The organism is Curvibacter fontanus (genome assembly GCF_054780335.1).
The window spans coordinates 61,450-88,176 of record NZ_BAAGWN010000006.1 but is presented as its reverse complement, the minus strand read 5'-3'; the positions used below and the strand labels follow the sequence as shown (position 1 = coordinate 88,176).

The window sequence follows — 26,727 nt, the reverse complement described above, 5'->3', positions numbered from 1 at the left end:
CAAGGCGCAAGGTGCTGGCTACCAGTCCCGGATCAATGCAGCGCTTCGCATGGAAGTGGAGCGAAATTTAACTGGTCGTCCAAGAGCGACAACGCGTAAGCGCGTCGCGGCTTGACTGCGCGTTGGGTGCATGACGGAGGCGAGCTCAGTTGATCGCCAGCTTCACCGCCTTGCTCTCGGGCAGCACCTTGGCTAGCTTGAGCGTGAGCACGCCGTTTTCCAGCTTGGCTTCGCTGGCGGACACATCGATGTCCTGCGGCAGCTCGTAGGCGGCCTTGTACTGGCGCTTGGCTTCGGGTAGGGTCTCGATGCGGATCACATTGCCTTCGATGCCGATGGACAGCTGCTCGCGCGAGACGCCGGGCACGTCGAAGCTCAGCTCGTAAGCCTTGTCTTCGGCGGTGTTGGTCGGCTGCTCGGCAGGCGTGGACTCATTGAAAAAGCGGTCGAAAGCGCGCAGCGTGGGGGCGAAGGCGGAACGGCGGATGACGGGAACAAACAGCATGGTCGTACTCCTTGAAAGTTGATCGGTGACCGGGGTGCGGTGTGCACTGTCGGCCGCAGGGAGTAGCTGGGAACGGGCCCAAAACTTTTCAAGGCCTAGGGCGAGGCGCAAATTTTTTGGGGTCGGCTCTTGAAAAAATTTGAGCTGTCTTTATGTCGGGCCGCTGCGCGGGAGCGGGCCCAGGCGGCACAATCGACTCCTCGTGATGGAGTGAACATGCGCCAGGTGATCCGTGACCTCGAAGAATCCAAAATCCGCGAAGTGGCCAATGCCGGGCTGGGGCGCAGCGATGTGCTGGCCTTCTGGTTCGGGGAGGGCGACGAGGTCACGCCCGACTTCGTGCGCCAGGCGGCGATCGACTCTTTGCAGAAGGGCGAGACCTTCTACAGCCACAACCTGGGCCTGCCCGAGCTGCGCGCGGCGATTGCCCTGCACCTGAGCCGCCTGCACGGCACCGTGGCGCCGGACCGCATCGCCGTGACTTCGGGTGGTGTCAACGCCCTGATGATCGCCATGCAGGCCCTGCTGGAAGCGGGGGACGAGGTGGCCATCGTCACGCCGGTCTGGCCCAACTTGACGGCGCAGCCGCTCATCCTGGGCGCGCGACTCAAGCCCATTCCCCTCAAGCCCGTGGCCGGCGCCTGGACGCTGGACCTGGAGGCTTTGCTGGCGGCCGTGACCCCGGCCACCAGGGTGCTCATCCTCAATGCGCCCAGCAACCCGACGGGCTGGACACTCACGCGCGATGAGCAGCAGCGCATCCTGGACCATTGCCGCCGTACCGGCACCTGGATCCTGGCGGACGAGGTGTATTCGCAGCTGTATTACGAGTCGGATCGTACTAATGGCTGCGCACCGAGCTTCCTGGACATCGCCTCCTCCGAAGACCGGCTGATCGTGGTGCACAGCTTTTCCAAGAGCTTCCTGATGACGGGCTGGCGCCTGGGCTGGCTGGTGCTGCCGCCGGCCGTCACGCATGACGTGGGCAAGCTGATCGAATTCAACACCTCCTGCGCCAGCGTCTTCACCCAGCGCGCCGCCCAGGTGGCACTGGAGCGGGCCAGTGAGATCACGCCGCGGGTGGTGGCCCACCTCAAAACCTGCCGCGACGCCCTGGTACCGCTGCTGCAGGCTCTGCCGGGCGTGGAGCTTGCCAAGCCTGCGGCCGGCATGTACGCTTTTTTCCGCCTGGCCGGGTTTGAGGATTCCCTGGCCACGGCCAAGCGCCTGGTGCGCGAGGCCGGCCTGGGCCTGGCGCCGGGCGAGGCCTTTGCGCCGGAGGCCCAGGGCTGGCTGCGCTGGTGCTTCGCTTCCAAAGACCCGCAGCGCCTGGTGCAGGGGGTGGAGCGGCTCAAGGGCTGGCTGGCGCGTCAAGGGTGAGTTTCGCCGCCGGCCTTGCCCCTCACCCCAGCCCTCCCCCGTAGGGGCGAGGGAGGAAAGCCGGCTTCGGCTATAATCTCAAGGCTTTGCATCCCGCAAGCGCACGCCGGCAGCAGTTCCAGCCACCGGCGCAAGTTGAAACCCTGGGACGTCCCGACCGAAACCGGCCGGTTTCGTCCCGCATGACAGGAAAATGAAATGATTGCCACCAGCATCAAGGCCGAAGTTGTCAAGGCCAATGCCCGTTCCGCTACCGATACCGGCAGCCCGGAAGTCCAGGTCGCCCTGCTGACCGCCCGCATCAACGAACTGACCCCGCACTTCAAGACCCACGCCAAGGACCACCACGGCCGTCGCGGTCTGCTGCGCATGGTGAGCCGTCGCCGCAAGCTGCTGGACTACCTGAAGTCCAAGGACTTCGACCGTTACAGCGCGCTGATCACCAAACTGGGTCTGCGCAAGTAATCGCCCCGGACAGATGAACAAGAGCGCCTGAGTTGGTTTTCTAGCTCAGGCGCTTTGTACTTCGGAGCAGACAGGAACAGAGCGAAGCTGTGTCATTCCAGAGGAAATCGGGCGAATTTCCTCGACTTTCTCTGGAATGGCATCGTGTTCTGTGATGTGGCTCCGAGCCCTAGGGGAGGCGGCTCAGACCTCCCTTGATCCATACAGGAGAAACACATGACCATGTTCAACAAAGTCAGCAAGACCTTCCAGTGGGGCCAGCACACGGTCACCATGGAAACCGGTGAAATCGCCCGCCAGGCCACCGGCGCCGTGCTGGTCAACATCGACGACACCGTGGTGCTGGCCACCGTGGTGGCCACCAAGTCCGCCAAGCCCGGCCAGGACTTCTTCCCCCTGACGGTGGACTACACCGAGAAGTCCTACGCCGCCGGCAAGATCCCGGGCAGCTTCTTCAAGCGTGAAGGCCGTCCCAGCGAGCTGGAGACCCTGACCTGCCGCCTGATCGACCGTCCGATCCGTCCGCTGTTCCCCGAAGGCTTCTACAACGAAGTCCAGGTGATCGTGCACGTCGTGAGCCTGAACCCCGAAGTGCAGGCCGACATCGCCGCCATGATCGCCACCAGCGCCGCGCTGAGCATCAGCGGCATCCCCTTCAACGGCCCCATCGGTGCTGCCCGCGTGGGTTACATCAATGGTGAATACGTCCTGAACCCGGGCCAGACCCAACTCAAGGACAGCCAGATGGACCTGGTCGTCGCCGGTACCGAATCCGCCGTGCTGATGGTGGAATCCGAAGCGCAGCAGCTGTCCGAAGAAGTCATGCTGGGCGCCGTGGTCTTCGGCCACGAGCAGGGCAACATCGCCATCAACGCCATCCATGAGCTGGTGCGTGACGCCGGCAAGCCGGCCTGGGACTGGAAGGCCCCGGCCAAGGACGAAGCCCTGATCGCCAAGGTCAACGCGCTGGCCGAAGAAAAGCTGCGCACCGCCTACCAGATCCGCAACAAGCAGAGCCGCACCCAGGCCTGCCGCGAGACCTACGCCGCCGTCATGGCCGCCCTGAAGGATTCGGGCGCCGAGTTCGACAGCGTCAAGGTCGAAGGCATGCTGTTCGACATCGAAGCGCGCATCGTGCGCAGCCAGATCCTGGCCGGCGAGCCGCGCATCGACGGCCGCGACACGCGTACCGTGCGCCCCATCGAGATCCGCAACGGCGTGCTGCCCCGTACCCACGGTTCGGCCCTGTTCACGCGCGGTGAAACCCAGGCCCTGGTGGTTGCCACGCTGGGCACCGAACGCGACGCGCAGCGCATCGACGCGCTGGCCGGCGAGTTCGAAGACCGCTTCATGCTGCACTACAACATGCCTCCCTTCGCCACCGGCGAAGCCGGCCGTTTCGGCACCCCGAAGCGCCGCGAGATCGGCCACGGCCGTCTGGCCAAGCGCGCCCTGGTGGCCTGCCTGCCGACCAAGGAAGAGTTCCCCTACACGATGCGTGTGGTGTCCGAGATCACCGAGTCCAACGGCTCCTCGTCGATGGCTTCCGTCTGCGGCGGCTGCCTGTCGCTGATGGACGCCGGCGTGCCGATGAAGGCCCATGTGGCCGGCATCGCCATGGGCCTGATCAAGGACGGCAACCGCTTTGCCGTGCTGACCGACATCCTGGGTGACGAAGATCACCTGGGCGACATGGACTTCAAGGTGGCCGGCACCACCAACGGCATCAACGCCCTGCAGATGGACATCAAGATCCAGGGCATCACCAAGGAAATCATGCAGGTCGCGCTGGCCCAGGCCAAGGAAGCCCGCATGCACATCCTGGGCAAGATGCAGGAAGCCATGGGCGAGGCCAAGGCCGAGGTGAGCAACTTCGCGCCCAAGCTGTACACCATGAAGATCAACCCCGAGAAGATCCGTGACGTGATCGGCAAGGGCGGTTCCGTGATCCGCGCGCTGACCGACGAGACCGGCTGCCAGATCAACATCGAGGAAGACGGCACCATCACCATCGCCGCCACCGACGGCGCCAAGGCCGAAGAGGCCAAGCGCCGCATCGCCGAGATCACCGCCGAAGTCGAGATCGGCAAGGTCTACGAAGGCCCGATCACCAAGATCCTGGACTTCGGCGCCCTGGTCAACCTGCTGCCCGGCAAGGACGGTCTGCTGCACATCAGCCAGATCGCCCACGAGCGCGTCGAGAAGGTCACGGACTACCTGTCCGAAGGCCAGATCGTCAAGGTCAAGGTGCTGGAGACCGACGAGAAGGGTCGCATCAAGCTGTCCATGAAGGCGCTGCTGGACCGTCCGGCACAGAACAACGGCGGTGAACAGGCCTGAACCAGCAGAGTGCATGACGCTCGCTGCGCTTGCATGATCCCGGCTGCGCCTTCGAGGGCAAAATGACAGCAGCGATTTTCGTTCCGTCATTTCGTCATTGAGCCGCGCAGCGGCAAAGTCATACCGTCATCTGTCTATGAAAGCCATCGAAATCACTTCCTACGGTGCGCCCGAGGTGCTGCGTCTGGGCCAGCGCCCCGACCCGGTGCCGGGCGCGGGCGAGCTGCTGATCCGCGTGGCGGCCAGCGGCATCAACCGGCCCGACGTGTTCCAGCGCACCGGCAACTACCCGGTGCCGCCGGGCGCCTCCGACATTCCCGGCCTCGAAGTGGCGGGTGAGGTCGTGGGCGGTGATGCCGCAGCCCTGGCGCAAGCCGGCTTCAAGCTCGGTGACAAGGTGTGCGCACTGGTGGCGGGCGGCGGTTACGCCGAGCTGTGCACCGCGCCCATCGCGCAGTGCCTGCCCTACCCCAAGGGGCTCAGTGATATCGAGGCGGCTTCGCTGCCCGAGACCTTCTTCACCGTCTGGAGCAATGTGTTCGATCGCTGCCATCTGCAGCCCGGCGAGACACTGATGATCCAGGGCGGCTCCAGCGGCATCGGCGTCACCGCCATCCAGCTGGCCAAGGCCTGGGGTGCGAAAGTGATCGTGACCGCCGGCAGCGACGACAAGTGCGCCGCCTGCCTGAAGCTGGGCGCCGACCATGCCATCAACTACAGGACGCAGGACTTCAAGGAAGAGGTCAAGCGCCTGACGGACGGCAAGGGTGTGGACGTGATCCTCGACATGGTGGGCGGCGAGTACGTCGCGCGCGAGGTCGAGAGCCTGGCCGAGGACGGCCGCATCGTCATCATCGCCGTGCAGGGCGGCACCAAGAGCAGCTTCAACGCCGGTCTGGTGCTGCGCAAGCGCCTGACCATCACCGGCTCCACGCTGCGCCCGCGCCCCATCGCCTTCAAGCAGGCGATCGCGCAGGCCTGCCGCAAGCATGCCTGGCCCCTGATCGAAGCCGGCAAGATCAAACCCGTGATCCACAGCACCTTTGCGGCCGTGGACGCGAGCGATCCCACCGGCAGCGGCGCCGCCCGGGCCCATGCGCTGATGGAATCCAACCAGCACGTCGGCAAGATCGTGCTGACCTGGGATCAGAAATGAGCACAAGAAAACTGATCGCCGGCAACTGGAAGATGAACGGCAGCCTCGCGGCCAACCAGGCCCTGCTCAAGGGCCTGCTGTCCGGTCTGAAGGATCCGTCGTGTGACATCGCCGTCTGCGTGCCCGCACCCTATCTGGCGCAGTGCCAGATGCTGCTGGCCACCAGCCCGGTGGAACTGGGTGCGCAGGACGTGTCTCAGCACGAACTGGGTGCCTACACCGGCGAGGTGTCCGTCGCCATGCTCAAGGATTTCGGCGTGCGTTACGCCATCGTCGGCCACTCGGAGCGAAGGCTGTACCACGGCGAGACCGATGCCGTGGTGGCGGCCAAGGCCCAGCGCGCGCTGGCCAATGGCGTGACGCCCATCGTCTGCGTGGGCGAGACCCTGGCCGAGCGTGAAGCCAATCGGACCGAAGAAGTGGTCAAGCGCCAGCTGGCCGCGGTGATCCACCTCAACGGGCATTGCATCAGCGAGATCGTCGTGGCCTACGAGCCGGTCTGGGCCATCGGTACCGGCAAGACCGCCACGCCCGAGCAGGCGCAGCAGGTGCATGCGGTGCTGCGCGCGCAGCTCAAGGCCGCCACGTCGCAGGTGGAGCGCATCAAGATCCTCTACGGCGGCAGCATGAACGCGGCCAACGCGGCCACCCTGCTGGCCCAGCCCGACATCGACGGCGGCCTGATCGGCGGCGCGGCGCTCAAGGCCCCGGATTTTCTGACCATCATCGCCGCGGCCGCCTGACCGGCTGCTCGATTGCCACGAATTTAGGAGTAAACATGAGTTTCATCATCACCATCATCATCACGGTGCAGATCATTGCGGCGGTGGCCATGATCGGTCTGATCCTGATCCAGCACGGCAAGGGCGCCGACATGGGCGCGGCCTTCGGCGGCGGCGCCTCGGGCAGCCTGTTCGGCGCCAGCGGCAGCGCGAACTTTCTCTCGCGCACCACGGCTGTACTGGCCACCGTGTTCTTTGTCGCCACGCTGGCGCTGGCCTATTTCAGCAACGCACGCCCGGCCAGCACGGGCGGCAGCGTGCTCGAAGGCAGTGCCGTGACCGCGCCGGCAGCACCTGCCGCGCCCGACGCGGCCGCCCAGATTCCGGGCACTTCCGCACCGGTCCAGGCAGCGCCGGCATCGGCGCCTGTCGTTCCTGGCCCCGGCCAGATTCCGGCGCGATGACCTGAGTCAAGAAATGCGAATTCCCGCCGGGGCGCAGGGGGGAATTCGGAGTAAACTCTGAGGCTTGCCGGGTCAGCCATCGGGCCCTCATGCGAGCCCGGCAAAAGAGACCAGCCGTCGTGGTGAAATTGGTAGACACGCTATCTTGAGGGGGTAGTGGCGAAAGCTGTGCGAGTTCGAGTCTCGCCGACGGCACCAGATAAATGACTGCCCGGGCATGGCCCGGGCGGCGCAACGGTGATCAGCATTTCAAGATGAGCCTCGATCAATACCTTCCGGTCCTTCTCTTCATCTTGGTCGGCATTGCCGTTGGCGTCATCCCCCAGGTCATCGGCTACATCCTGGGCCCCAATCGCCCCGACGCGGCCAAAAATTCCCCCTACGAGTGTGGTTTCGAAGCGTTCGAAGACGCGCGCATGAAATTCGACGTGCGCTACTATCTCGTGGCCATCCTGTTCATCCTGTTCGACCTCGAAATCGCCTTCCTCTTCCCCTGGGCCGTGGCGCTCAAGGAGGTGGGGGCGGTGGGCTTCTGGGCGGCCATGGTGTTCATCGCCATCCTCGTCGTGGGTTTTGCCTACGAGTGGAAAAAAGGCGCCCTGGACTGGGAATAAGGATGGCCCCCACGCTTGCCACTTCGTGCGCTGCGCTGCCCCCCGAGGGGGCCCAGTCGCCTTGGGGCGGCCCGGCGGCGACTGCATTTTTCGACGAGGACAGCAGCCATGATTGAAGGCGTGATGAAAGAAGGCTTCATCACCACCAGTTACGACACGGTGGTGAACTGGGCCAAGACCGGCTCGCTCTGGCCCATGACCTTCGGTCTGGCCTGCTGTGCGGTCGAGATGATGCACGCGGCCGCGGCCCGCTACGACCTCGGCCGCTTCGGCGCCGAAGTGTTCCGCGCCAGCCCGCGCCAGTCCGACCTGATGATCGTGGCCGGCACCCTGTGCAACAAGATGGCCCCGGCCCTGCGCAAGGTCTACGACCAGATGAGCGAGCCGCGTTACGTGCTCTCCATGGGTTCCTGCGCCAACGGCGGCGGTTATTACCACTACAGCTACTCGGTGGTGCGCGGCTGCGACCGCATCGTGCCGGTCGACGTCTACGTGCCGGGCTGTCCGCCCACGGCCGAGGCGCTGATCTACGGCATCATCCAGCTGCAGCAGAAGATCCGCCGCACGCAGACCATCGCCCGCGTTTGAAGGAGGCGACGATGACTGCTCATGCCGTGAATCTCGAAACCCTCAAGGACACCGTCACCGCCGCCCTGGGCAGCAAGGTGCGCCGTGCCGAAATCAGGCTGGGCGAGCTGACCGTCGAGGTCGCCGCCCCCGACTACCGTGCCGCCGCCAGGATCCTGCGTGACGCGCCGGCTTGCCAGTTCGAGCAGCTGATCGACCTCTGCGGTGTCGATTACTCCGCCTGGGGCGAGGGCGCCTGGGAGGGCGCGCGCTACTGCGTCGTCTCCCATCTGCTGTCGGTCAGCCTGAACCAGCGCGTGCGTCTCAAGGTCTTTGCCGCCGATGACGACTTCCCGGTGGTCGACTCCCTGGTCGATGTCTGGCGTGCCGCCAACTGGTACGAGCGCGAGGCCTTTGATCTCTACGGCATCGTCTTCGAAGGCCATGACGACCTGCGCCGCATCCTGACCGACTACGGTTTCATCGGCCATCCCTTCCGCAAGGATTTCCCCCTGTCCGGCCACGTCGAGATGCGTTACGACGCCGAACTCAAGCGCGTGGTCTACCAGCCGGTGTCCATCGAGCCGCGCGAGATCACGCCGCGCATCATCCGTGAAGACAACTATGGAGGGTTGCAGGGATGAATCCAAGCCTCGCTGTGATGGACTGTATTTTTCAAGCGAACACCGCAGAACCGGCTTTGCCGGGCTGCTGGTGTTGCCCCCTTGAGGGGGAGGCGGCCGAAGGCCGCTTCGGGGGGGAGATTTGACATGGCTGAAATCAAGAACTACACCCTGAACTTCGGCCCGCAGCACCCGGCCGCCCACGGCGTGCTGCGCCTGGTGCTCGAGCTCGACGGCGAGGTCGTGCAGCGCGCCGACCCGCACATCGGCCTGCTGCATCGCGCCACCGAAAAGCTGGCCGAGAGCAAGACCTATATCCAGTCGCTGCCCTATATGGACCGCCTGGACTACGTCTCGATGATGTGCAACGAACAGGCCTACTGCCTGGCCATCGAGAAGATGCTGGGCATCGAGGTGCCCGTCCGTGCCCAGTACATCCGCACCCTGTTCGGCGAGATCACGCGCCTGCTCAACCACCTGATGTGGCTGGGCTCGCACGGCAACGACTGCGGCAGCTCCACCATCCTGATCTACACCTTCCGCGAGCGCGAAGACCTGTTCGACATGTACGAGGCCGTCTCCGGCGCGCGCATGCACGCGGCCTACTTCCGTCCGGGCGGCGTCTACCGCGACCTGCCGGACAGCATGCCGCAGCACAAGGTCAACAAGATCCGCAACGCCAAGGCCGTGGCCGAGATCAACGCCAACCGCCAGGGTTCGCTGCTGGACTTCATCGACGACTTCTGCGCCCGTTTCCCCAGGTGCGTGGACGAGTATGAGACCCTGCTGACCGACAACCGCATCTGGAAGCAGCGCACCGTGGGCATCGGCGTGGTCACGGCCGAACGCGCGCTGAACCTGGGCATGACCGGCCCCATGCTGCGTGGCTCAGGTCTAGCCTGGGACCTGCGCAAGACCCAGCCCTACGACGCCTACGACCGTGTCGACTTCGACATCCCCGTGGGCAAGACCGGTGACAGCTACGACCGTTACCTCGTGCGTGTGCAGGAGATGCGCGAGTCCAACCGCATCATCAAGCAGTGTGTGGACTGGCTGCGCGCCAACCCCGGCCCCGTCATCACGGACAACCACAAGGTGGCTCCGCCGGCGCGCGAGGCGATGAAGACGAACATGGAAGAGCTGATCCATCACTTCAAGCTCTTCACCGAAGGTTTCCGCGTCCCCGCCGGCGAGGCCTATGCCGCCGTCGAGCACCCCAAGGGCGAGTTCGGCATCTACATGGTGAGCGACGGCGCCAACAAACCCTATCGCCTCAAGATCCGTGCCCCGGGCTTTGCCCACCTGGCCACGCTCGATGAGCTCACGCGCGGCCACATGCTGGCCGACGCTGTGGCCATCATCGGCACGCTGGATATCGTGTTTGGAGAGATTGACCGATGATCTCGGAATCCACCAAGGCGCGCTTCGCCAAGGAAGTCGCCAAATACCCGCCTGAGCAGAAGCAGTCTGCCGTCATGGCCTGCCTGGCCATCGTGCAGCAGGAGCTCGGTTTTGTGAGCACCGACAGCGAGGCCGAAGTCGCCGCCTACCTGGGCATGGCCCCCATGGCCGTGCACGAGGTCACGACCTTCTACAACATGTACAACCAGCGCCCGCTGGGCAAGTACAAGCTCAACGTCTGCACCAACCTGCCCTGCCAGCTGCGTGACGGCCAGAAGGCCCTGCACCACCTGGAGCACAAGCTGGGCATCCACATGGGCGAGACCACGGCCGACGGCCTGTTCACGCTGCAGCAGAGCGAATGCCAGGGCGCCTGCGCCGACGCGCCGGTGCTGCTGGTGAACGACCGCACCATGTGCAGCTTCATGAGCAACGACAAGCTGGACAAACTGATCGACGGCCTGCGCGCCGCGGGGGGCGCTTCCACAACCCAGGCGGGGGGCCAATGATGTCTGTCGACAAACTCCTCGCGCAATTTGCCGCCACCGGCGCCGAAACCTGCTTCCACAACCGCCACATCGAACCCCAGATCTACGCCGGCCTCAACGGCGGCAACTGGCACCTCAAGGACTACGAGGCGCGCGGTGGTTACCAGGCCCTGCGCAAGATCCTGGGCAAGGACGGCGCGGCACCGAACAGCGACACAGGTGTCGCGGGCCTCACGCAGGACCAGGTGATCGCCACCGTCAAGGAATCGGCCCTGCGCGGCCGCGGCGGCGCCGGTTTCCCCACCGGCCTGAAGTGGAGCTTCATGCCCCGCCAGTTCCCGGGCCAGAAGTACCTGGTCTGCAACTCGGACGAGGGCGAGCCCGGAACCTGCAAGGACCGCGACATCCTCATGTACAACCCGCACATCGTGATCGAGGGCATGGCCATCGCGGCCTACGCCATGGGCATCACGGTGGGCTACAACTACATCCACGGCGAGATCTTCGAGGTCTACGAACGCTTCGAGGCCGCGCTGGAAGAGGCGCGCGCCGCCGGCCTGCTGGGCGACAACATCGCTGGCAGCAACTTCAGCTTCCAACTGCACGCCGCGCACGGCTTCGGCGCCTACATCTGCGGCGAGGAAACCGCGCTGCTCGAATCGCTCGAAGGCAAGAAGGGCCAGCCGCGCTTCAAGCCGCCGTTCCCGGCCAGCTTCGGCCTCTACGGCAAGCCGACCACGATCAACAACACCGAGACCTTCGCGGCCGTGCCCTGGATCATCCGCAACGGCGGCCAGGCCTACCTCGAATGCGGCAAACCCAACAACGGCGGCACCAAGATCTACTCGATCAGCGGTGACGTCGAACGCCCGGGCAATTACGAAATTCCCATGGGCACGCCCTTCGCCAAGCTGCTCGAGCTGGCCGGCGGCGTGCGCGGCGGGCGCAAGCTCAAGGCCGTGATCCCCGGTGGTTCCTCCGCCCCGGTGCTGCCGGCCGACATCATGATGCAGTGCACGATGGACTACGACTCCATCGCCAAGGCCGGCTCCATGCTGGGCTCGGGTGCCGTCATCGTGATGGACGAGACCCGCTGCATGGTCAAGGCGCTGCAGCGACTCTCCTACTTTTATATGCATGAATCGTGCGGCCAGTGCACGCCCTGCCGTGAAGGCACGGGCTGGCTCTCGCGTGTGGTCGACCGCATCGAAAACGGGCAGGGCCGCCCCGAGGACCTGGACCTGCTGGACAACGTGGCCGAGAATATCCAGGGCCGCACCATCTGTGCGCTGGGTGACGCCGCGGCCATGCCGGTGCGCGCCATGGTCAAGCACTTCCGTCCTGAATTCGAACATCACGTGGCCCACAAGACCTGTCTGGTCCCGGCCTACGTCTGAATCACGAGCAGTACATGACCCCCAGGCTCACTCATCGTTCGCTCCCCCCCGAGGGGGTGCCCGCCTTTATTGGGGCGGCCCGGCTAAAGGCTCAACATGGTTGAAATCGAACTCGACGGCAAGAAGGTAGAGATCCAGGAAGGCAGCATGGTGATGCATGCGGCCGAGAAGGCTGGCGTCTACATCCCGCATTTCTGCTACCACAAGAAACTCAGCATCGCGGCCAACTGCCGCATGTGCCTGGTGGACGTGGAGAAGGCGCCCAAGCCCATGCCGGCCTGTGCCACCCCCGTCACGCAGGGCATGATCGTGCGCACCCAGACCGACAAGGCCCTCAAGGCCCAGAAGTCGGTCATGGAGTTCCTGCTGATCAACCACCCGCTGGATTGCCCCATCTGCGACCAGGGCGGTGAATGCCAGCTGCAGGACCTGGCCGTGGGCTATGGCGGGTCCTCCTCGCGCTACGAGGAAGAAAAGCGCGTGGTCTTCCACAAGGACGTGGGCCCGCTGATCTCCATGGAGGAGATGAGCCGCTGCATCCACTGCACGCGCTGCGTGCGTTTCGGCCAGGAAGTCGCCGGCGTGATGGAACTCGGCATGAGCCACCGCGGCGAGCATTCCGAGATCGAAACCTTCGTCGGCAACTCGGTGGATTCCGAGCTGTCCGGCAACATGATCGACATCTGCCCGGTGGGCGCGCTCACCAGCAAGCCTTTCCGCTACCAGGCCCGCACCTGGGAGCTGGGCCGCCGCAAGTCGGTCAGCCCGCATGACTCCACCGGCGCCAACCTGATCGTGCAGGTCAAGAACAACCAGGTGCTGCGTGTCGTGCCCCTGGAGAACGAGGCCGTCAACGAGTGCTGGATCGCCGACCGCGACCGTTACTCCTACGAAGCCCTCAATGGGTCCGACCGCCTGACCACTCCCATGCTCAAGCAGGGTGGCCAGTGGAAGGAAGTCGACTGGCAGACCGCTCTCGAATACGTGGCCAACGGCCTCAAGCAGGTCAAGGACCAGCACGGTGCGAGCAGCATCGGCGTCCTGACCAGCCCGCACAGCACCCTGGAAGAGCTCTACCTGGCCGCTGGCCTGGTGCGCGGCCTGGGCAGCGACAACATTGATCACCGCCTGCGCAACGCCGAATTTGGCAAAAGCGAAGGGGTGCGGTGGCTGGGCCTGCCGATTGCCGCGCTCACGCAGCTGCAGCGCGTGCTGGTCGTGGGCAGCAACCTGCGCAAGGACCATCCGCTGTTCGCGCAGCGCATCCGCCAGGCCGTGCGCCACGGGGCGCAAGTCAGCGCCATCACCTCGAAGAGCCTGTACCCGAGCGCCGATGCCTGGGCCATGAAGGTGGCCAACGCGCAGGTGACGCCGGCCGCGCAGTGGGCACTAGCCCTGGCCAATGTGGCTGCGGCCATCGCCGCGAAAAAAGGGATTCCCGCACCTGTTTCCGTTCGGGCTGAGCCTGTCGAAGCCCTCGCGAGCCCTTCGACAAGCTCAGGGCGAACGGAGGCAATGGCGATTGCCGAATCGCTGCTCTCCGGCGAGCGCAAGGCTGTGCTGCTGGGCAATGCCGCCGCGCACGCCGCCAACGCCTCCAGCCTGCTGGCCCTGGCCAACTGGATCGGTGCCCAGACCGGCGCCAGCGTGGGCTATCTCACCGAAGCCGCCAACACCGTGGGCGCGCAATGGGTCGGTGCCCAGCCGCAGGCCGCCGGCCTGAACGCCGCGCAGATGCTGGGCGGCAAGCTCAAGGCAGCCTTGCTGCTGGCCGTCGAGCCCGAATACGACACGGCCGCCGGCCAGGCCGCTGCGGCCGCGCTGGACACCGCCGAGATGGTTGTCACGCTCAGCCCCTTCAAGACCAACCTGGCTTTCAGCGACGTGCTGCTGCCCATCGCGCCTTTCAGCGAGACCTCGGGCAGTTTTGTCAATGCCGAAGGCCGCGTGCAGAGTTTCCATGCCGTGGTCAAGCCCCTGGGCGAGACGCGCCCGGCCTGGAAGGTGCTGCGTGTGCTGGGCAATCTGCTGGGCCTGCAGGGCTTCGGATTCGAGTCCTCGCAGGACGTGCTGGCCGCGGCCGCCACCAGGCCCGCGAACCTTTCCAACGCCACCCAGGCGACCATCCAGCTCGCTGCCACGGCGGCCGAGCCGGTGGTGGCCTCCATCTACCAACTCGACGGCCTGGTCCGTCGCGCGCCGTCGCTGCAGCTGACGACCGACGCCCGTGAACAAGGGGTAGCCGCATGATCGATGCGCTGTACAACGGCGGCCTCAATCTGATCGCCGCCAGCTGGTGGGCCAGCCTGGCCTGGCCGGTGCTCTGGATCCTGATCAAGATCGTGGCCGTGCTCGCGCCGCTGATGGGCGCCGTGGCTTACCTGACGCTGTGGGAGCGCAAGCTGCTGGGTTTCATGCAGGTGCGCTTCGGTCCCAACCGTGTCGGCCCTTTCGGCCTGCTGCAGCCCATCGCCGACGCGGTGAAGCTGCTGACCAAGGAAATCATCACGCCCAGCGCCGTGAGCGGCGGCCTGTTCCGGCTCGGCCCCATCATGGCCATCATGCCGGCGCTGGCCGCCTGGGTGGCCATCCCTTTCGGTCCGGACGTGGCGCTGACCAACATCAACGCCGGCCTGCTGCTGGTCATGGCCATCACCTCGATCGAGGTCTATGGCGTCATCATCGCGGGCTGGGCCTCCAACTCCAAGTACGCCTTCCTGGGCGCGCTGCGCGCCTCGGCGCAGATGGTGAGCTACGAGATCGCCATGGGCTTCTGCTTCCTGGTGGTGCTCATGGTCTCGGGCAGCATGAACCTGACCGACATCGTGCTGGGCCAGGGCGATGGCTACTTCGCCGACAAGGGCCTGGGTTTCCTGTCCTGGAACTGGCTGCCCCTGCTGCCGATCTTCCTGGTCTACCTGATCTCCGGCGTGGCCGAGACCAACCGCCACCCCTTCGACGTGGTCGAGGGTGAGGCCGAGATCGTGGCCGGCCACATGGTCGAGTACTCGGGCATGGGCTTCGCCATCTTCTTCCTGGCCGAATACGCCAGCATGTGGCTGGTGTCGATCCTTGCCGTCATCATGTTCCTGGGCGGCTGGTTGTCCCCGATCGACAGCGTGCTGTTCAACGCCATCCCGGGCTGGATCTGGCTGGGCCTCAAGACCTTTGTCGTGGTGTCCATGTTCATCTGGATCCGCGCGACCTTCCCGCGTTTCCGCTACGACCAGATCATGCGCCTGGGCTGGAAGATCTTCATTCCGGTCACCCTGGTGTGGCTGCTCGTTGTCGGCATCTGGATGCAGACGTCGTGGAACATCTGGAACTGAGTATGAGCCCCCACGCTTGTCACTTCGTGTACGACGCTGCCCCCCGAGGGGGCGCATTTTCCCTTGGGGCGGCCCAGCGGGAAAACCTGCGCCCCCACGCTCATCACTTCGTGTATTCGCTGCCCCCCGAGGGGGCGCCGTCTGCCTTGGGGCGGCCCGGCGGCAGCCGAGGAGCAGGACTATGACCACCGCTACCGTTACCACCACCTTCTCCCTCAAGGACTTCCTCAAGAGCTTCATGCTCGTGGAACTCCTCAAGGGCATGGCCCTGACCGGCCGTTACGCCTTCGCCCGCAAGGTCACGATCCAGTACCCGGAAGAGAAGACCCCGCTGTCGCCGCGTTTCCGCGGCCTGCACGCCCTGCGTCGTTATGAAAACGGCGAAGAGCGCTGCATCGCCTGCAAGCTCTGCGAGGCCGTCTGCCCGGCCATGGCCATCACCATCGAATCCGAAGTGCGCCAGGACGGCAGCCGCCGCACCACGCGCTACGACATCGATCTGACCAAGTGCATCTTCTGCGGCTTCTGCGAAGAGAGCTGTCCGGTGGACTCCATCGTCGAGACCCACGTGCTCGAATACCACGGCGAAAAACGCGGCGACCTGTACTTCACCAAGGACATGCTGCTGGCCGTGGGCGACCGCTACGAGACCGAGATCGCCGCCGCCCGCGCGGCCGACGGGAAATACCGCTAAGGCGCCACGAACCACTACGAACCGATCATGGACGTCAAAACCGGCTTCTTCTTCCTGTTCTCGGCGGTGCTGCTGTTCGCGGCCTTCCGGGTCATCACGGCACGCAACCCCGTGCACGCCGTGCTCTTCCTCATGCTGTCCTTCTCGCAGGCCTCGGCCATCTGGCTGCTGCTGAAGGCCGAGTTCCTGGCCATCACCCTGGTGCTGGTCTACCTCGGCGCGGTGATGGTGCTCTTCCTCTTCGTGGTCATGATGCTGGACATCAAGATCGACCAGATGCGCCAGGGTTTCTGGAAACATCTGCCCCTGGCCGCCACCCTGGGCGCCGTGGTGGTGCTGGAAATGGCCGCCGTGCTGCTCTCGGGTTTCCGCGTCACCGACGAGCCGGCCGTGGCCCAGGTCATCGGCCAGGCGGCGGTGGACGTCTCCAACTCCAAGGAGCTGGGCATCCTGCTCTACACCGAATACGTCTACCCGGTCCAGGTGGCCGCCTGCATCCTGCTGGTGGCCATGATCGCCGCCATCGCGTTGACCCTGCGCGAGCGCAAGGACAGCAAGGCCATCGACCCGTCCCTGCAGGTGCGCGTGCGCGCCAGCGATCGCCTGGCCATCGTGAAAGTCGAGACCACCCGCGCCGCGCCGCCGGCCGCCGCGCCCGAGGAGAACAAGCCATGACACTGACCCTGGGTCACTACCTGACGCTGGGCGCCGCGCTGTTTGCCATCGCGGTGGTCGGCATCTTCCTGAACCGCAAGAATCTGATCGTGCTGCTCATGGCCATCGAGCTCATGCTGCTGGCGGTCAACCTGAATTTCGTGGCCTTCTCGCACTACCTGGGCGACATGCACGGCCAGGTCTTCGTGTTCTTCATCCTCACCGTGGCAGCGGCCGAATCGGCTATCGGCCTGGCCATCCTGGTGCTGCTGTTCCGCAACAAGTCCAGCATCAATGTGGACGAACTCCACACGCTCAAGGGCTGAACCCGTCGGTTCATCAAGGTAAAGAAGATGAGTCAAACCCTTTCTGCATCCACGCTGCTGGCGGTGCCGCTGGCCCCGCTGGTCGGCTCCGCGCTGGCCGGCATCCTCGGCACCAAACTCGGCGGCAACTGGATCGGCCGCCGCCTCTCGCACACCTTCACCATCCTGGGTGTGCTGGTGGCCTTCATCATTTCCGCCATGACGCTCAAGAGCGTGGCCATGGACGGCGCACGCTTCAACGAAACCATCTACGAGTGGATGGTGGTCGGCGGCCTCAAGATGGAAGTCGGCTTCATGGTCGACGGCCTGACCGCCATGATGATGTGCGTGGTGACCTTCGTCTCGCTCATGGTGCACCTCTACACCATCGGCTACATGGAAGAGGACGAGGGCTACAACCGCTTCTTCGCCTACATCTCCCTGTTCACCTTCTCCATGCTCATGCTGGTCATGAGCAACAACCTGCTGCAGCTCTTCTTCGGCTGGGAAGCCGTGGGTCTGGTGTCCTATCTGCTGATCGGCTTCTGGTTCAACAAGCCCACGGCCATCTTCGCCAACATGAAGGCCTTTCTGGTCAACCGTGTGGGCGACTTCGGCTTCATCCTGGGCATCGGCCTGATCGCCGCCTACACCGGCACGCTGAACTACAACGAAGTCTTCGCCAAGGCCGCCCAGCTCGGCGCCATCGAATTCCCCTGGACCATCCTGGGCCAGGACGCCATGCTGATCACCGTGATCTGCATCTGCCTGTTCATCGGCGCCATGGGCAAGTCGGCCCAGTTCCCGCTGCACGTCTGGCTGCCCGACTCCATGGAAGGCCCCACGCCCATCTCCGCGCTGATCCACGCCGCCACCATGGTGACGGCCGGCATCTTCATGGTCGCGCGCATGTCGCCGCTGTTCGAACTGTCGGACACGGCCCTGAGCTTCATCATGGTCATCGGCGCCATCACGGCCCTCTTCATGGGTTTCCTGGGCATCATCCAGAACGACATCAAGCGCGTGGTGGCCTATTCCACGCTCTCGCAGCTGGGCTACATGACGGTGGCCCTGGGCGCTTCGGCCTATTCGGTGGCCGTATTCCACCTGATGACCCACGCCTTCTTCAAGGCGCTGCTCTTCCTCGGCGCAGGCTCGGTCATCATCGGCATGCACCACAACCAGGACATCCGCTGGATGGGCGGCGTGCGCAAGTACATGCCCATCACCTGGATCACCTCGCTGCTGGGTTCCCTGGCCCTGATCGGCACGCCGCTCTTCGCCGGCTTCTATTCCAAGGACAGCATCATCGAGGCCGTCCATGAGAGCCACCTCTGGGGCAGCGGCTTCGCCAGCTTCGCGGTGCTGGCCGGCGTCTTCGTGACGGCCTTCTACTCCTTCCGCATGTACTTCCTGGTCTTCCATGGCAAGGAGCGTTACGACCAGAACCCCGATGCCCACCATGATGACCATGACCACGGTCACGGCCATGACGAGCACCGCGAGCCGCACGAGTCGCCCTGGGTGGTGACGGTGCCGCTGGTGCTGCTGGCCATCCCCTCGGTGGTGATCGGCTACCTGACCATCCAGCCCATGCTGTACGGCGACTTCTTCAAGGACGCGATCTTCGTGGACGCGGCCAGGCACCCCGTGATGGCCGAACTGGCCGAGGCCTTCCACGGCCCGCTGGCCATGGCCCTGCACGCCTTCAGCACGCTGCCCTTCTGGCTGGCGCTGGCCGGTGTCGCCACCGCGTATTACATGTACATGGTCAACCCGGCCCTGCCGGCGGCCATCAAGCGCATGGTCCAGCCGGTCTACACCCTGCTGGACAACAAGTACTACATGGACTGGTTCAACGAGAACGTCCTGGCGCGCGGCGCCCGTCTGCTGGGCATGGGCCTGTGGAAGGGCGGCGACCAGGCCGTGATCGACGGTACCCTGGTCAACGGCTCCTGGAAAGTGGTGGGCTGGGTGGCCGGCGTGGTGCGCTGGTTCCAGTCGGGTTACCTCTACCACTACGCCCTGGCCATGATCCTGGGCATCGTGGTGCTGATGACGTATTTCGTGACCTGGCCCATGCTGGCCGTGTGGCTCGGCCGCTAAGGAGAAGAACAAAATGGGTTTGTTGAGCCTCGCCATCTGGATGCCGATCGCTTTCGGTGTGCTGCTGCTCGTCCTCGGGCGTGATGATCAGGCACGCACCGTGCGCTGGGTCGCGCTGGCGGGGGCTGTCGCCAGCTTCCTCGTCACGCTGCCGCTGTACACGGGTTTCAAGCTCGGCACGGCCGAGATGCAGTTCGTGGAACTCCTGCCCTGGATGGAGCGCTTCAATGTGCACTACCACCTGGGCCTGGACGGTATCTCCTTCTGGTTCGTGCCCCTGACCGCCTTCATCAACGTGATCGTGGTGATCGCCGGCTGGGAGGCCATCACCAGCCGCGTCAACCAGTACATGGGCGCCTTCCTGATCCTGAGCGGCCTCATGATCGGCGTGTTCTCCGCGCTGGACGGCATCCTGTTCTACGTCTTCTTCGAGGCCACCCTGATCCCGATGTACCTGATCATCGGCATCTGGGGCGGGCCCAACAAGATCTACGCGGCCTTCAAGTTCTTCCTCTACACGCTGCTGGGCTCGCTGCTGCTGCTGATCGCGCTGATCTTCCTGTACACCAAGTCGGGTGGCAGCTTCGACATCGCCACCTGGCACGCCCTGCCGCTGGACGGCCGCACGCAGACCCTGATCTTCTTCGCCTTCTTCGCGGCTTTTGCCGTCAAGGTGCCGATGTGGCCGGTGCACACCTGGCTGCCCGACGTGCACGTCGAGGCGCCCACCGGCGGCTCCGCCGTGCTGGCCGCCATCATGCTGAAGCTGGGCGCCTATGGCTTCCTGCGTTTCTCCATGCCCATCGCCCCCGACGCCGCGCGCGAATGGGCCTGGCTCATGATCGCGCTCTCGCTGATCGCCGTGGTCTACGTGGGCCTGGTGGCCATGGTGCAGCAGGATATGAAAAAACTCGTGGCCTACTCCTCCGTGGCCCACATGGGTTTTGTCACCCTGGGTTTTTTCATCTTCAACGACCTCGGCGTGGCCGGCGGCCTGGTGCAGATGATCGCCCACGGCTTCGTCTCGGGCGCCATGTTCCTGTGCATCGGCGTGCTCTACGACCGCGTGCATTCGCGTGAGATCGCGAGCTACGGTGGTGTCATCAACACCATGCCCAAGTTCACGGCCTTCGCACTGCTGTTCGCCATGGCCAACTGCGGCCTGCCGGCCACCGCCGGTTTCGTGGGCGAGTGGATGGTGATCCTGGGCGCCGTCAAGGCCAACTTCTGGCTGGGCGGGCTGGCCGCCACCGCGCTGATCTTCGGCGCGGCCTACACGCTGTGGATGTTCAAGCGTGTCTACCTGGGCCCCGTGGCCAATGAAGACGTCAAGGGGCTGGAAGACATCAACAGCCGCGAGTTCCTCATGCTCACGCTGCTGGCCATCGCCGTCCTGTGGATGGGCGTGTTTCCCAAGCCCTTCACCGACGTGATGGACAGCTCGGTGGCCGAACTGCTCAAGCACGTGGCCCAGTCCAAGCTGAACTGACGTAGCCCGAACCGAATTTGAGAGACTGAAGATGACTGACACCCTCAGCTGGATCGCGGTATTCCCCGAGCTCATCCTGCTCGTCATGGCCTGTGCCATCACGCTGCTGGACCTCGCCGTCAAGAGCCGCCTGCGCACCACCACCTATGTGATCACCCTGCTGACCCTGGCGGTCGTGGCCGCCCTGCAGGCCGTGTACGCCAACGCCGGCGGCACCCTCTACGGGCTCAACGACATGGTGGTCAGTGACAGCCTGGGCAACTGGCTCAAGTGCTTCGCCACCATCGCCGTCATGGTCACCCTGGTCTACGGCCGCCCCTACGCGGCCGACCGCGACATGCTGCGCGGCGGTGAACTCTTCAGCCTGAGCCTGTTCGCGCTGCTGGGCATGTTCATCATGATCTCGGGTAACAACTTCCTGCTGATCTACCTGGGCCTGGAACTGCTCACGCTTTCCAGCTACGCCCTGGTGGCCCTGCGCCGCGACCATGCCACCGCCACCGAGGCGGCCATGAAGTACTTCGTGCTGGGCGCCCTGGCCTCGGGTTTCCTGCTCTACGGCATGTCCATGATGTACGGCGCCACCGGCACGCTCAACGTGAACGAAGTCTTCCGCGCCGTCAACTCCGGCCTGATCAACCCCAGCGTGCTGACCTTCGGCCTGGTCTTCGTGGTGGCCGGCCTGGCCTTCAAGCTCGGCGTCGTGCCCTTCCACATGTGGATCCCCGACGTCTACCAGGGCGCGCCCACCGCCGTCACGCTGATGATCGGCGGCGCGCCCAAGCTGGCCGCCTTTGCCATCGTCATGCGCCTGCTGGTCGAAGGCATGCTGCCCCTGTGGTTCGACTGGCAGCAGATGCTGGCCCTGCTGGCCGTCGCCTCCTTGCTGGTGGGCAACCTGGCCGCCATCATGCAGACCAACCTCAAGCGCATGCTGGCCTACTCGACCATCTCGCAGATGGGTTTCGTGCTGCTGGGTCTGATGTCGGGTGTGATCAACGGCAACATCTACTCGGCCGCCAACGCCTACAGCTCGGCCATGTTCTACGTCATCACCTATGTGCTGACCACGCTGGCCTCCTTCGGTGTCATCCTGCTGCTGGCGCGCGAAGGCTTCGAGAGCGAAGAGATCGCCGACTTCGCCGGCCTGAACCAGCGCAGCCCGCTGTACGCCGCCATCATGGCCATCTGCCTGTTCTCGCTGGCCGGTATTCCGCCCATGGTCGGTTTCTACGCCAAGCTCTCAGTGCTGCAGGCCCTGATCGCCTCGGGCCAGACCCTGCACATCGTGCTGGCCGTGTTCGCCGTGATGATGTCGCTGATCGGCGCCTTCTATTACCTGCGTGTTGTCAAGGTCATGTATTTCGACGAACCCATCACCGCCAGCACCGTCTCGGCCCCGCTGGACGTGCGTGCCGTGCTCTCCGTCAACGGCCTGCTGGTGCTGGTGCTGGGCATCGTGCCCGGCGGCCTGATGGCCCTGTGCGCGCAGGCCGTCGTGCAGATGCTCGGGACATGACCCAGTCCGCCGCCGCCGTCTGGTTCGTGGTGCTGGCCGCCCTGGTCGGCGCCAACCTGCCTTTCATCAACGGCCGCCTGCTGGCGGTCCTGCCGCTGAGGTTCCCCAAGAACCTCGGGGTGCGCCTGCTGGAACTGGTGCTGTTCTACTTCATCGTGGGCGGCCTGGCCCTGCTGCTGGAGCAACGCGCGGGTCGCATCGCTCCGCAGGGCTGGGAGTTCTACGCCATCACCGGCGCGCTTTTCCTGACCCTGGCCTTCCCGGGTTTTGTCTACCGCTACCTCTACAAGCGGCATCATTGAGGCCTGGCTGCGATCATGGATGACCGCCACCTGATCGAAACGCAGCAGAGCAGCGCAGAGCTGCTCAAGGGCCGTTTCCTGCACGCCTTCCGCGACACCGTGCGCCTGCCCGATGGCAGCAGCGCCGTGCGCGAGTACGTCAAGCACCCCGGCGCCGTCATGATCATCCCGCTGCTGCCCGATGCACAGGGTGGCCTGCGCGTGGTGCTGGAGCGCCAGTACCGTTACCCCGTCCAGCAGGTCATGATCGAATTCCCCGCCGGCAAGCTGGACCCGGGCGAAGACATTCTCGCCTGCGCCCAACGCGAGCTGCAGGAGGAAACCGGCTACCGCGCCGCCGAATGGGCACGTGCCGGCGTGCTGCATCCGGTCATCTCCTATTCCACCGAGTTCATCGAAGTCTGGTTCGCGCGCGGCCTCACGCAGGGCGAACGCCAACTGGACGAAGGCGAGTTCCTCGACGTCTACACCGCCACCCCGGCCGAGCTGCTGCAGCAATGCCGCGAGGGCCAGGTGACCGACGCCAAGACCCTGACCGGTGTGCTCTGGCTGCAGAACGTCCTCTCGGGCGCATGGTCTCTGGACTGGCGGCCTGCGGTCTGAGCGAGCGGCCCGATAATCGTCAACACCACCTCCGTTCGGCCTGAGCCGCCTGTCCTGAGCAAGGTCGAAGGAGTCGAAGGCCTTGCCAACACATCGTCGTCCATGAAAGTCTTCAACCTCCAGTGCAGTGCACACCATCTGTTCGAAGGCTGGTTCGCGTCCGACGAGGACTACACCAGCCAGGTCGAGCGTGGCCTGCTGGAGTGCCCGCTGTGCGCCGACAAGGCCGTGCACAAGCTGCCCAGCGCTCCGCGCCTGAACTTCGGCGCGGTCGAAGCCCAGGTGCCCGCCAAGACGGAGAAGCAGCCCGTGGTGACCGGCGACCCGGCCCAGGCCCTGCAGGCCGCCTACCTGCAGCTGGCCCGTCGCATTGTTTCCGAGACCGAAGACGTGGGTGAGCGCTTCGCCGAAGAGGCGCGCAAGATCCATTACGGCGAGACCGAGGAACGCGGCATCCGCGGTCAGGCCTCGCGTGCGGAGACCGAGGCCTTGATGGAGGAGGGCATCGCTGTGATGCCCCTGCCGCTGCCGGAGGGGCTCAAGGGGCCGCTGCAGTAGAGACGGTGCCCACCCCTGAAAGAAAAGTCCGGTATGCCGGGCTGAGCAATGGTCTGCCGGCGCGAGGCGGCTTGCCAGATCCCTCGCTGAGAGGGACCCGCAGCGCCGGCGCGCGGCGCTGTGCGTTTTACTTCAGGCCGCTGTAGTTCAGCGGCACCCAGACATAGCCTTTGCCATTGCCGGTCACACGCAGGTTGCCCACCCCTGGGAAGGCGATGTGTGAGCCGCCGACCAGATAGGCCCCCGAGGCGGCATCGGCAAAGGCCTTCTCACGTTGACCCTGCGCGGACTTGGCGTCCGAGTCAAAGGCGATGGTCACGCTCGGGTCTTCGAACTGGACCGCGGCCACATGCATCAGATCACCCCACAGGACCAGCTTCTCGCCCTGGCTCTCGATCTGGTAGACGGTGTGGCCCGGGGTGTGGCCGTAGGTGGACACGGAGCGAATGCCGGGCACCAGTTCCAGGCTGCCGCTGAAGGGCTTGAGCTTGCCGGCCGCCACATAGGGGTTGACCGAGGCCTGCGCGCCCTGGAAGAAGCCCTTGCTGGACTCAGGCGCAGCGTCGAGGTTGGCCTTGCTCAGCCAGAAGTCGACATCGTGCTGGTCGATGCGCAGGATGGCATTGGGAAAGGCGATCTTGCCGTCCTTCACCAGACCGCCGACGTGGTCCGGGTGCATGTGGGTGATGTAGATCTCGTCCACCTGTTCGGCCTTGTAGCCCGACGCCACCAGGTTGGCCTGCAGGTTGCCCAGGGTGGGGCCGAAGAGACCGGCCGCGCCCGTGTCGATCAGCACCAGCTTCTTGCCGGTGTTGACGAGGTAGCCGTTGACAGAGGTCTCAACCGTTTCACGCAGGAAGCCGCGGCGCAGGGCCTCGGCCAGCTGGGCCGGGTTGCCTTGCAGCAGCTTGAGCATGGGCAGCTTGACCGTGCCGTCCGACAGCGCGGTGATCTCGAAATCGCCCAGCATGAAACGTTGGTAACCGGGCGCCTGGGTCTTGACCATCGGGGCCTCGGCATGGGCGATGCCGACGGTGGCCGACATCAGCGTCAGGCCCAGGGACAGCAGCAGGGCCGAGACCAGGGGAAGCTTGGAGAAACGCAACATGGTGATCCTTGTAGTCGGTGGTTTGGGATGGCGCCAAGTTTAGGAGTTCGACCAAGACCTCGCCCGCGCCGGGTGTACTCGGGGGGGGGGGTGAGCTATCCCCTGAAAGGGTTAAGTGCTAACCCTAGGACTTGAACTGCAGCGCCGCCAGCCGCGCATACAAACCATTGGCCGCCACCAGGCTCTCGTGCGTGCCCTGTTCCACCAGCCGCCCCTGATCGATCACCACGATGCGATCGGCCTGCTGCACCGTGGCCAGGCGGTGCGCGATGACCAGGGTCGTGCGGCCGCGCATGGCGGTTTCCAGGGCGGCCTGCACCATGCGTTCTCTCTCGGCGTCCAGCGCACTGGTGGCTTCATCGAGCAATAACAAAGGCGGGTTCTTGAGCATGGCGCGGGCGATGGCGATGCGCTGGCGCTGGCCGCCGGACAAACGCACACCCCGCTCGCCGAGGAAGGTGCCGTAGCCCTCGGGCAGGGCGCGGATGAAGTCGTCGGCGAAGGCGGCGCGCGCGGCGGCTTTCACTTCGTCGTCCGTGGCTTCCGGTCGTCCGTAGCGTATGTTTTCCAGCGCGCTGCTGGAGAAGATCACCGGCTCCTGCGGCACGATGGCGATCTGCGCGCGCAGGGCCTGCAGGCTTTGCTGGCGCAGAGGCACGCCGTTGAGCTTGAGCGTGCCGGCGCCCGGGTCGTAGTAGCGCAGCAGCAGCTGGAACACCGTGGTCTTGCCGGCGCCGCTGGGGCCGACCAGGGCCACGGTTTCGCCGGGGGCGACGTGCAACGTGAAGTCGCTCAGCGCGGCCTGAGCCGGGCGCGAGGGGTAGTGGAAGGTGAGGGCCTCGAAGGCAATAGCCGTGCCGGTGGCCGGGGAGGGCGCGGCCAGTGCTTGCGCGGGAGAGGCGATGGGCGACTGGCTGGCCAGCAGCTCCATGAGCCGCTCGGTGGCGCCCGCGGCGCGCAGAAGATCGCCGTAGACTTCGCCGAGCACGGCGAAGGAGCTCGCCAGCATGATGACGTAGACCACGGTCTGCCCCAGGTGGCCCGCGCTGATCTCGCCGGCCAGCACGGCCTGCGTGCCCTGGTACAGGCCCCAGAGCAGGGCGGCCGAGGTGGTCGTGATGATGAAGGCCATGAGCGTGGCGCGGGCGCGCACCCGGCGCTTGGCGGTGCCGAAGGCGTTTTCCGTGGCGGCGTCGAAACGCGCGGCCTCACGCGCCTCGGCGCTGTAGCTCTGCACCACGGGGATGGCGTTGAGCACCTCGGCGGCGATGGCGCTGGAATCGGCCACGCGGTCCTGGCTGGCGCGCGAGAGGCGGCGCACGCGCCGCCCGAACCAGACGCTGGGCGCCACCACCAGCAGCAGCACGCCCAGCACCTGGGCCATGATCCAGGGATTGGTCCAGACCAGCATGCCCAGGGCGCCCAGGCCCATGACGGCGCTGCGCAGGCCCATGGAGAAGGAGGAGCCCACCACCGTCTGCACCAGGGTGGTGTCGGTGGTCAGGCGCGAGAGCACCTCGCCGGTCTGCGTGGTCTCGAAGAAGGCGGGGCTCTGCCGCAGCACATGGCTGTAGACGGCGTCGCGCACGTCGGCCGTGACGCGCTCGCCCAGCCAGCTCATGAGGTAGAAGCGCACGGCCGAGAACACGCCCATGGCCGCGGCCACGGCGAACAGCAGGGCGAAGTGCCCGCGCAGGGCCATGAGCTGCGCGCCGCGGTCCTGCCCCTGCAGGCCGCCGTCGATCAGCTGGCGCAGGGCCAGCGGAAAGACCAGCGTGGCCGCCGCCGCGAGCAGCAGGAAAAGCAGGGCCAGCGCGATGCGTGTGCGGTAGGGCCGCACAAAGGGCAGCAGGCCGCCGAGGGAGGTGGGGTTGGTGGCGCGGGGACGGTCGCTGGACATGGGCGAGGCGGTTATTGGTGTTTCCGTGATGCCTGAAA

General features: G+C 65.3%; 26 protein-coding genes and 1 tRNA gene. 24 read left to right on the top strand and 3 right to left on the bottom strand.

Annotated features, from left to right (window positions below; all coding sequences use genetic code 11):
• Positions 1-145: 145 nt before the first annotated feature.
• The gene (locus ACYVH8_RS04040) at positions 146-505 is read right to left on the bottom strand and encodes an Hsp20/alpha crystallin family protein (protein ID WP_460487599.1); all 360 of its coding nucleotides are present in this window, start codon (positions 503-505) and stop codon (positions 146-148) included.
• Between the two features lie 216 nt (positions 506-721).
• Between ACYVH8_RS04040 and ACYVH8_RS04035 the strand changes: the two genes are divergently transcribed.
• The 24 genes from ACYVH8_RS04035 to ACYVH8_RS03920 all read left to right on the top strand — a co-directional run bounded on the left by ACYVH8_RS04035 (position 722) and on the right by ACYVH8_RS03920 (position 23,681).
• The gene (locus ACYVH8_RS04035; RefSeq protein WP_460487598.1) at positions 722-1,885 is read left to right on the top strand and encodes a pyridoxal phosphate-dependent aminotransferase; all 1,164 of its coding nucleotides are present in this window, start codon (positions 722-724) and stop codon (positions 1,883-1,885) included.
• Between the two features lie 198 nt (positions 1,886-2,083).
• Positions 2,084-2,350, top strand: coding sequence for a 30S ribosomal protein S15 (gene rpsO / locus ACYVH8_RS04030; RefSeq protein WP_057675287.1), 267 nt, complete (start codon positions 2,084-2,086; stop codon positions 2,348-2,350).
• A 216-nt stretch (positions 2,351-2,566) separates the two neighbouring features.
• Positions 2,567-4,690 carry a polyribonucleotide nucleotidyltransferase gene (gene pnp / locus ACYVH8_RS04025; RefSeq protein ID WP_460487597.1) on the top strand — a complete coding sequence of 708 codons (2,124 nt, stop codon included), beginning with the start codon at positions 2,567-2,569 and terminating at the stop codon, positions 4,688-4,690.
• Between the two features lie 136 nt (positions 4,691-4,826).
• Positions 4,827-5,846, top strand: coding sequence for an NAD(P)H-quinone oxidoreductase (locus ACYVH8_RS04020; RefSeq protein ID WP_460487596.1), 1,020 nt, complete (start codon positions 4,827-4,829; stop codon positions 5,844-5,846).
• Positions 5,843-6,589, top strand: coding sequence for a triose-phosphate isomerase (gene tpiA, locus ACYVH8_RS04015; RefSeq protein WP_460487595.1), 747 nt, complete (start codon positions 5,843-5,845; stop codon positions 6,587-6,589). Before ACYVH8_RS04020 ends, tpiA begins: the two co-directional genes overlap by 4 nt.
• Positions 6,590-6,624: 35 nt before the next feature.
• Positions 6,625-7,032 (top strand): preprotein translocase subunit SecG, encoded by a 408-nt coding sequence (gene secG, locus ACYVH8_RS04010; RefSeq protein WP_460487594.1) that lies wholly within the window; start codon positions 6,625-6,627, stop codon positions 7,030-7,032.
• A gap of 113 nt (positions 7,033-7,145) precedes the next feature.
• Positions 7,146-7,230: transfer RNA gene (locus ACYVH8_RS04005), tRNA-Leu, on the top strand.
• Positions 7,231-7,286: 56 nt separating this feature from the next.
• Positions 7,287-7,646 carry an NADH-quinone oxidoreductase subunit A gene (locus ACYVH8_RS04000; RefSeq protein WP_460487593.1) on the top strand — a complete coding sequence of 120 codons (360 nt, stop codon included), beginning with the start codon at positions 7,287-7,289 and terminating at the stop codon, positions 7,644-7,646.
• 108 nt (positions 7,647-7,754) lie between these two features.
• Complete coding sequence (locus tag ACYVH8_RS03995; protein WP_460487592.1) at positions 7,755-8,234, top strand: NuoB/complex I 20 kDa subunit family protein; 480 nt, start codon at positions 7,755-7,757, stop codon at positions 8,232-8,234.
• A gap of 11 nt (positions 8,235-8,245) precedes the next feature.
• Positions 8,246-8,857, top strand: coding sequence for an NADH-quinone oxidoreductase subunit C (locus tag ACYVH8_RS03990; protein ID WP_460487591.1), 612 nt, complete (start codon positions 8,246-8,248; stop codon positions 8,855-8,857).
• 126 nt (positions 8,858-8,983) lie between these two features.
• A complete protein-coding gene (locus tag ACYVH8_RS03985) occupies positions 8,984-10,237 on the top strand; it encodes an NADH-quinone oxidoreductase subunit D (protein WP_460487590.1) in 1,254 nt (417 codons plus the stop codon).
• On the top strand, positions 10,234-10,746 hold the full coding sequence (gene nuoE, locus ACYVH8_RS03980) for an NADH-quinone oxidoreductase subunit NuoE (RefSeq protein ID WP_460487589.1): 513 nt from the start codon (positions 10,234-10,236) through the stop codon (positions 10,744-10,746). Before ACYVH8_RS03985 ends, nuoE begins: the two co-directional genes overlap by 4 nt.
• A complete protein-coding gene (nuoF, locus tag ACYVH8_RS03975; protein ID WP_460487601.1) occupies positions 10,746-12,122 on the top strand; it encodes an NADH-quinone oxidoreductase subunit NuoF in 1,377 nt (458 codons plus the stop codon). Before nuoE ends, nuoF begins: the two co-directional genes overlap by 1 nt.
• 96 nt (positions 12,123-12,218) lie before the next feature.
• Positions 12,219-14,372, top strand: a complete 2,154-nt coding sequence (gene nuoG / locus ACYVH8_RS03970) for an NADH-quinone oxidoreductase subunit NuoG (RefSeq protein WP_460487588.1) — start codon at positions 12,219-12,221, stop codon at positions 14,370-14,372.
• Positions 14,369-15,451, top strand: a complete 1,083-nt coding sequence (nuoH, locus tag ACYVH8_RS03965; RefSeq protein ID WP_460487587.1) for an NADH-quinone oxidoreductase subunit NuoH — start codon at positions 14,369-14,371, stop codon at positions 15,449-15,451. The genes nuoG and nuoH overlap by 4 nt, the downstream gene beginning before the upstream one ends.
• A gap of 181 nt (positions 15,452-15,632) precedes the next feature.
• Complete coding sequence (gene nuoI / locus ACYVH8_RS03960) at positions 15,633-16,145, top strand: NADH-quinone oxidoreductase subunit NuoI (RefSeq protein WP_460487586.1); 513 nt, start codon at positions 15,633-15,635, stop codon at positions 16,143-16,145.
• Positions 16,146-16,172: 27 nt separating this feature from the next.
• On the top strand, positions 16,173-16,820 hold the full coding sequence (locus ACYVH8_RS03955; protein WP_460487585.1) for an NADH-quinone oxidoreductase subunit J: 648 nt from the start codon (positions 16,173-16,175) through the stop codon (positions 16,818-16,820).
• The gene (gene nuoK, locus ACYVH8_RS03950) at positions 16,817-17,125 is read left to right on the top strand and encodes an NADH-quinone oxidoreductase subunit NuoK (RefSeq protein WP_460487584.1); all 309 of its coding nucleotides are present in this window, start codon (positions 16,817-16,819) and stop codon (positions 17,123-17,125) included. Before ACYVH8_RS03955 ends, nuoK begins: the two co-directional genes overlap by 4 nt.
• Positions 17,126-17,152: 27 nt before the next feature.
• Positions 17,153-19,210, top strand: coding sequence for an NADH-quinone oxidoreductase subunit L (nuoL, locus tag ACYVH8_RS03945; RefSeq protein ID WP_460487583.1), 2,058 nt, complete (start codon positions 17,153-17,155; stop codon positions 19,208-19,210).
• Between the two features lie 13 nt (positions 19,211-19,223).
• Entirely contained in the window at positions 19,224-20,699 is a 1,476-nt protein-coding gene (locus tag ACYVH8_RS03940; protein WP_460487582.1) for an NADH-quinone oxidoreductase subunit M, read from the top strand.
• 31 nt (positions 20,700-20,730) lie between these two features.
• Positions 20,731-22,218 carry an NADH-quinone oxidoreductase subunit NuoN gene (gene nuoN / locus ACYVH8_RS03935; RefSeq protein WP_460487581.1) on the top strand — a complete coding sequence of 496 codons (1,488 nt, stop codon included), beginning with the start codon at positions 20,731-20,733 and terminating at the stop codon, positions 22,216-22,218.
• A complete protein-coding gene (locus ACYVH8_RS03930; protein WP_460487580.1) occupies positions 22,215-22,520 on the top strand; it encodes a DUF2818 family protein in 306 nt (101 codons plus the stop codon). The genes nuoN and ACYVH8_RS03930 overlap by 4 nt, the downstream gene beginning before the upstream one ends.
• A gap of 15 nt (positions 22,521-22,535) precedes the next feature.
• Entirely contained in the window at positions 22,536-23,123 is a 588-nt protein-coding gene (locus tag ACYVH8_RS03925) for an NUDIX domain-containing protein (RefSeq protein WP_460487579.1), read from the top strand.
• Positions 23,124-23,225: 102 nt separating this feature from the next.
• A complete protein-coding gene (locus tag ACYVH8_RS03920; RefSeq protein ID WP_460487578.1) occupies positions 23,226-23,681 on the top strand; it encodes a DUF1178 family protein in 456 nt (151 codons plus the stop codon).
• Positions 23,682-23,808: 127 nt separating this feature from the next.
• Here ACYVH8_RS03920 and ACYVH8_RS03915 read toward each other — a convergent pair whose 3' ends face one another.
• Both ACYVH8_RS03915 and ACYVH8_RS03910 read right to left on the bottom strand, forming a co-directional pair.
• Positions 23,809-24,789, bottom strand: coding sequence for an MBL fold metallo-hydrolase (locus tag ACYVH8_RS03915; protein ID WP_460487577.1), 981 nt, complete (start codon positions 24,787-24,789; stop codon positions 23,809-23,811).
• 124 nt (positions 24,790-24,913) lie between these two features.
• Positions 24,914-26,689: an ABC transporter transmembrane domain-containing protein gene (locus tag ACYVH8_RS03910; RefSeq protein WP_460487576.1), complete on the bottom strand. Its 1,776-nt coding sequence runs from the start codon at positions 26,687-26,689 to the stop codon at positions 24,914-24,916.
• Positions 26,690-26,727: the final 38 nt, after the last annotated feature.

Excerpts from the sequence above, each read along its gene's own strand:
- ACYVH8_RS04040 (WP_460487599.1), bottom strand. The coding sequence starts at position 505 with ATGCTGTTTGTTCCCGTCATCCGCCGTTCCGCCTTCGCCCCCACGCTG.
- ACYVH8_RS04035 (WP_460487598.1), top strand. The coding sequence starts at position 722 with ATGCGCCAGGTGATCCGTGACCTCGAAGAATCCAAAATCCGCGAAGTG.
- rpsO (WP_057675287.1), top strand. The coding sequence starts at position 2,084 with ATGATTGCCACCAGCATCAAGGCCGAAGTTGTCAAGGCCAATGCCCGT.
- pnp (WP_460487597.1), top strand. The coding sequence starts at position 2,567 with ATGACCATGTTCAACAAAGTCAGCAAGACCTTCCAGTGGGGCCAGCAC.
- ACYVH8_RS04020 (WP_460487596.1), top strand. The coding sequence starts at position 4,827 with ATGAAAGCCATCGAAATCACTTCCTACGGTGCGCCCGAGGTGCTGCGT.
- tpiA (WP_460487595.1), top strand. The coding sequence starts at position 5,843 with ATGAGCACAAGAAAACTGATCGCCGGCAACTGGAAGATGAACGGCAGC.
- secG (WP_460487594.1), top strand. The coding sequence starts at position 6,625 with ATGAGTTTCATCATCACCATCATCATCACGGTGCAGATCATTGCGGCG.
- ACYVH8_RS04000 (WP_460487593.1), top strand. The coding sequence starts at position 7,287 with ATGAGCCTCGATCAATACCTTCCGGTCCTTCTCTTCATCTTGGTCGGC.
- ACYVH8_RS03995 (WP_460487592.1), top strand. The coding sequence starts at position 7,755 with ATGATTGAAGGCGTGATGAAAGAAGGCTTCATCACCACCAGTTACGAC.
- ACYVH8_RS03990 (WP_460487591.1), top strand. The coding sequence starts at position 8,246 with ATGACTGCTCATGCCGTGAATCTCGAAACCCTCAAGGACACCGTCACC.
- ACYVH8_RS03985 (WP_460487590.1), top strand. The coding sequence starts at position 8,984 with ATGGCTGAAATCAAGAACTACACCCTGAACTTCGGCCCGCAGCACCCG.
- nuoE (WP_460487589.1), top strand. The coding sequence starts at position 10,234 with ATGATCTCGGAATCCACCAAGGCGCGCTTCGCCAAGGAAGTCGCCAAA.
- nuoF (WP_460487601.1), top strand. The coding sequence starts at position 10,746 with ATGTCTGTCGACAAACTCCTCGCGCAATTTGCCGCCACCGGCGCCGAA.
- nuoG (WP_460487588.1), top strand. The coding sequence starts at position 12,219 with ATGGTTGAAATCGAACTCGACGGCAAGAAGGTAGAGATCCAGGAAGGC.
- nuoH (WP_460487587.1), top strand. The coding sequence starts at position 14,369 with ATGATCGATGCGCTGTACAACGGCGGCCTCAATCTGATCGCCGCCAGC.
- nuoI (WP_460487586.1), top strand. The coding sequence starts at position 15,633 with ATGACCACCGCTACCGTTACCACCACCTTCTCCCTCAAGGACTTCCTC.
- ACYVH8_RS03955 (WP_460487585.1), top strand. The coding sequence starts at position 16,173 with ATGGACGTCAAAACCGGCTTCTTCTTCCTGTTCTCGGCGGTGCTGCTG.
- nuoK (WP_460487584.1), top strand. The coding sequence starts at position 16,817 with ATGACACTGACCCTGGGTCACTACCTGACGCTGGGCGCCGCGCTGTTT.
- nuoL (WP_460487583.1), top strand. The coding sequence starts at position 17,153 with ATGAGTCAAACCCTTTCTGCATCCACGCTGCTGGCGGTGCCGCTGGCC.
- ACYVH8_RS03940 (WP_460487582.1), top strand. The coding sequence starts at position 19,224 with ATGGGTTTGTTGAGCCTCGCCATCTGGATGCCGATCGCTTTCGGTGTG.
- nuoN (WP_460487581.1), top strand. The coding sequence starts at position 20,731 with ATGACTGACACCCTCAGCTGGATCGCGGTATTCCCCGAGCTCATCCTG.
- ACYVH8_RS03930 (WP_460487580.1), top strand. The coding sequence starts at position 22,215 with ATGACCCAGTCCGCCGCCGCCGTCTGGTTCGTGGTGCTGGCCGCCCTG.
- ACYVH8_RS03925 (WP_460487579.1), top strand. The coding sequence starts at position 22,536 with ATGGATGACCGCCACCTGATCGAAACGCAGCAGAGCAGCGCAGAGCTG.
- ACYVH8_RS03920 (WP_460487578.1), top strand. The coding sequence starts at position 23,226 with ATGAAAGTCTTCAACCTCCAGTGCAGTGCACACCATCTGTTCGAAGGC.
- ACYVH8_RS03915 (WP_460487577.1), bottom strand. The coding sequence starts at position 24,789 with ATGTTGCGTTTCTCCAAGCTTCCCCTGGTCTCGGCCCTGCTGCTGTCC.
- ACYVH8_RS03910 (WP_460487576.1), bottom strand. The coding sequence starts at position 26,689 with ATGTCCAGCGACCGTCCCCGCGCCACCAACCCCACCTCCCTCGGCGGC.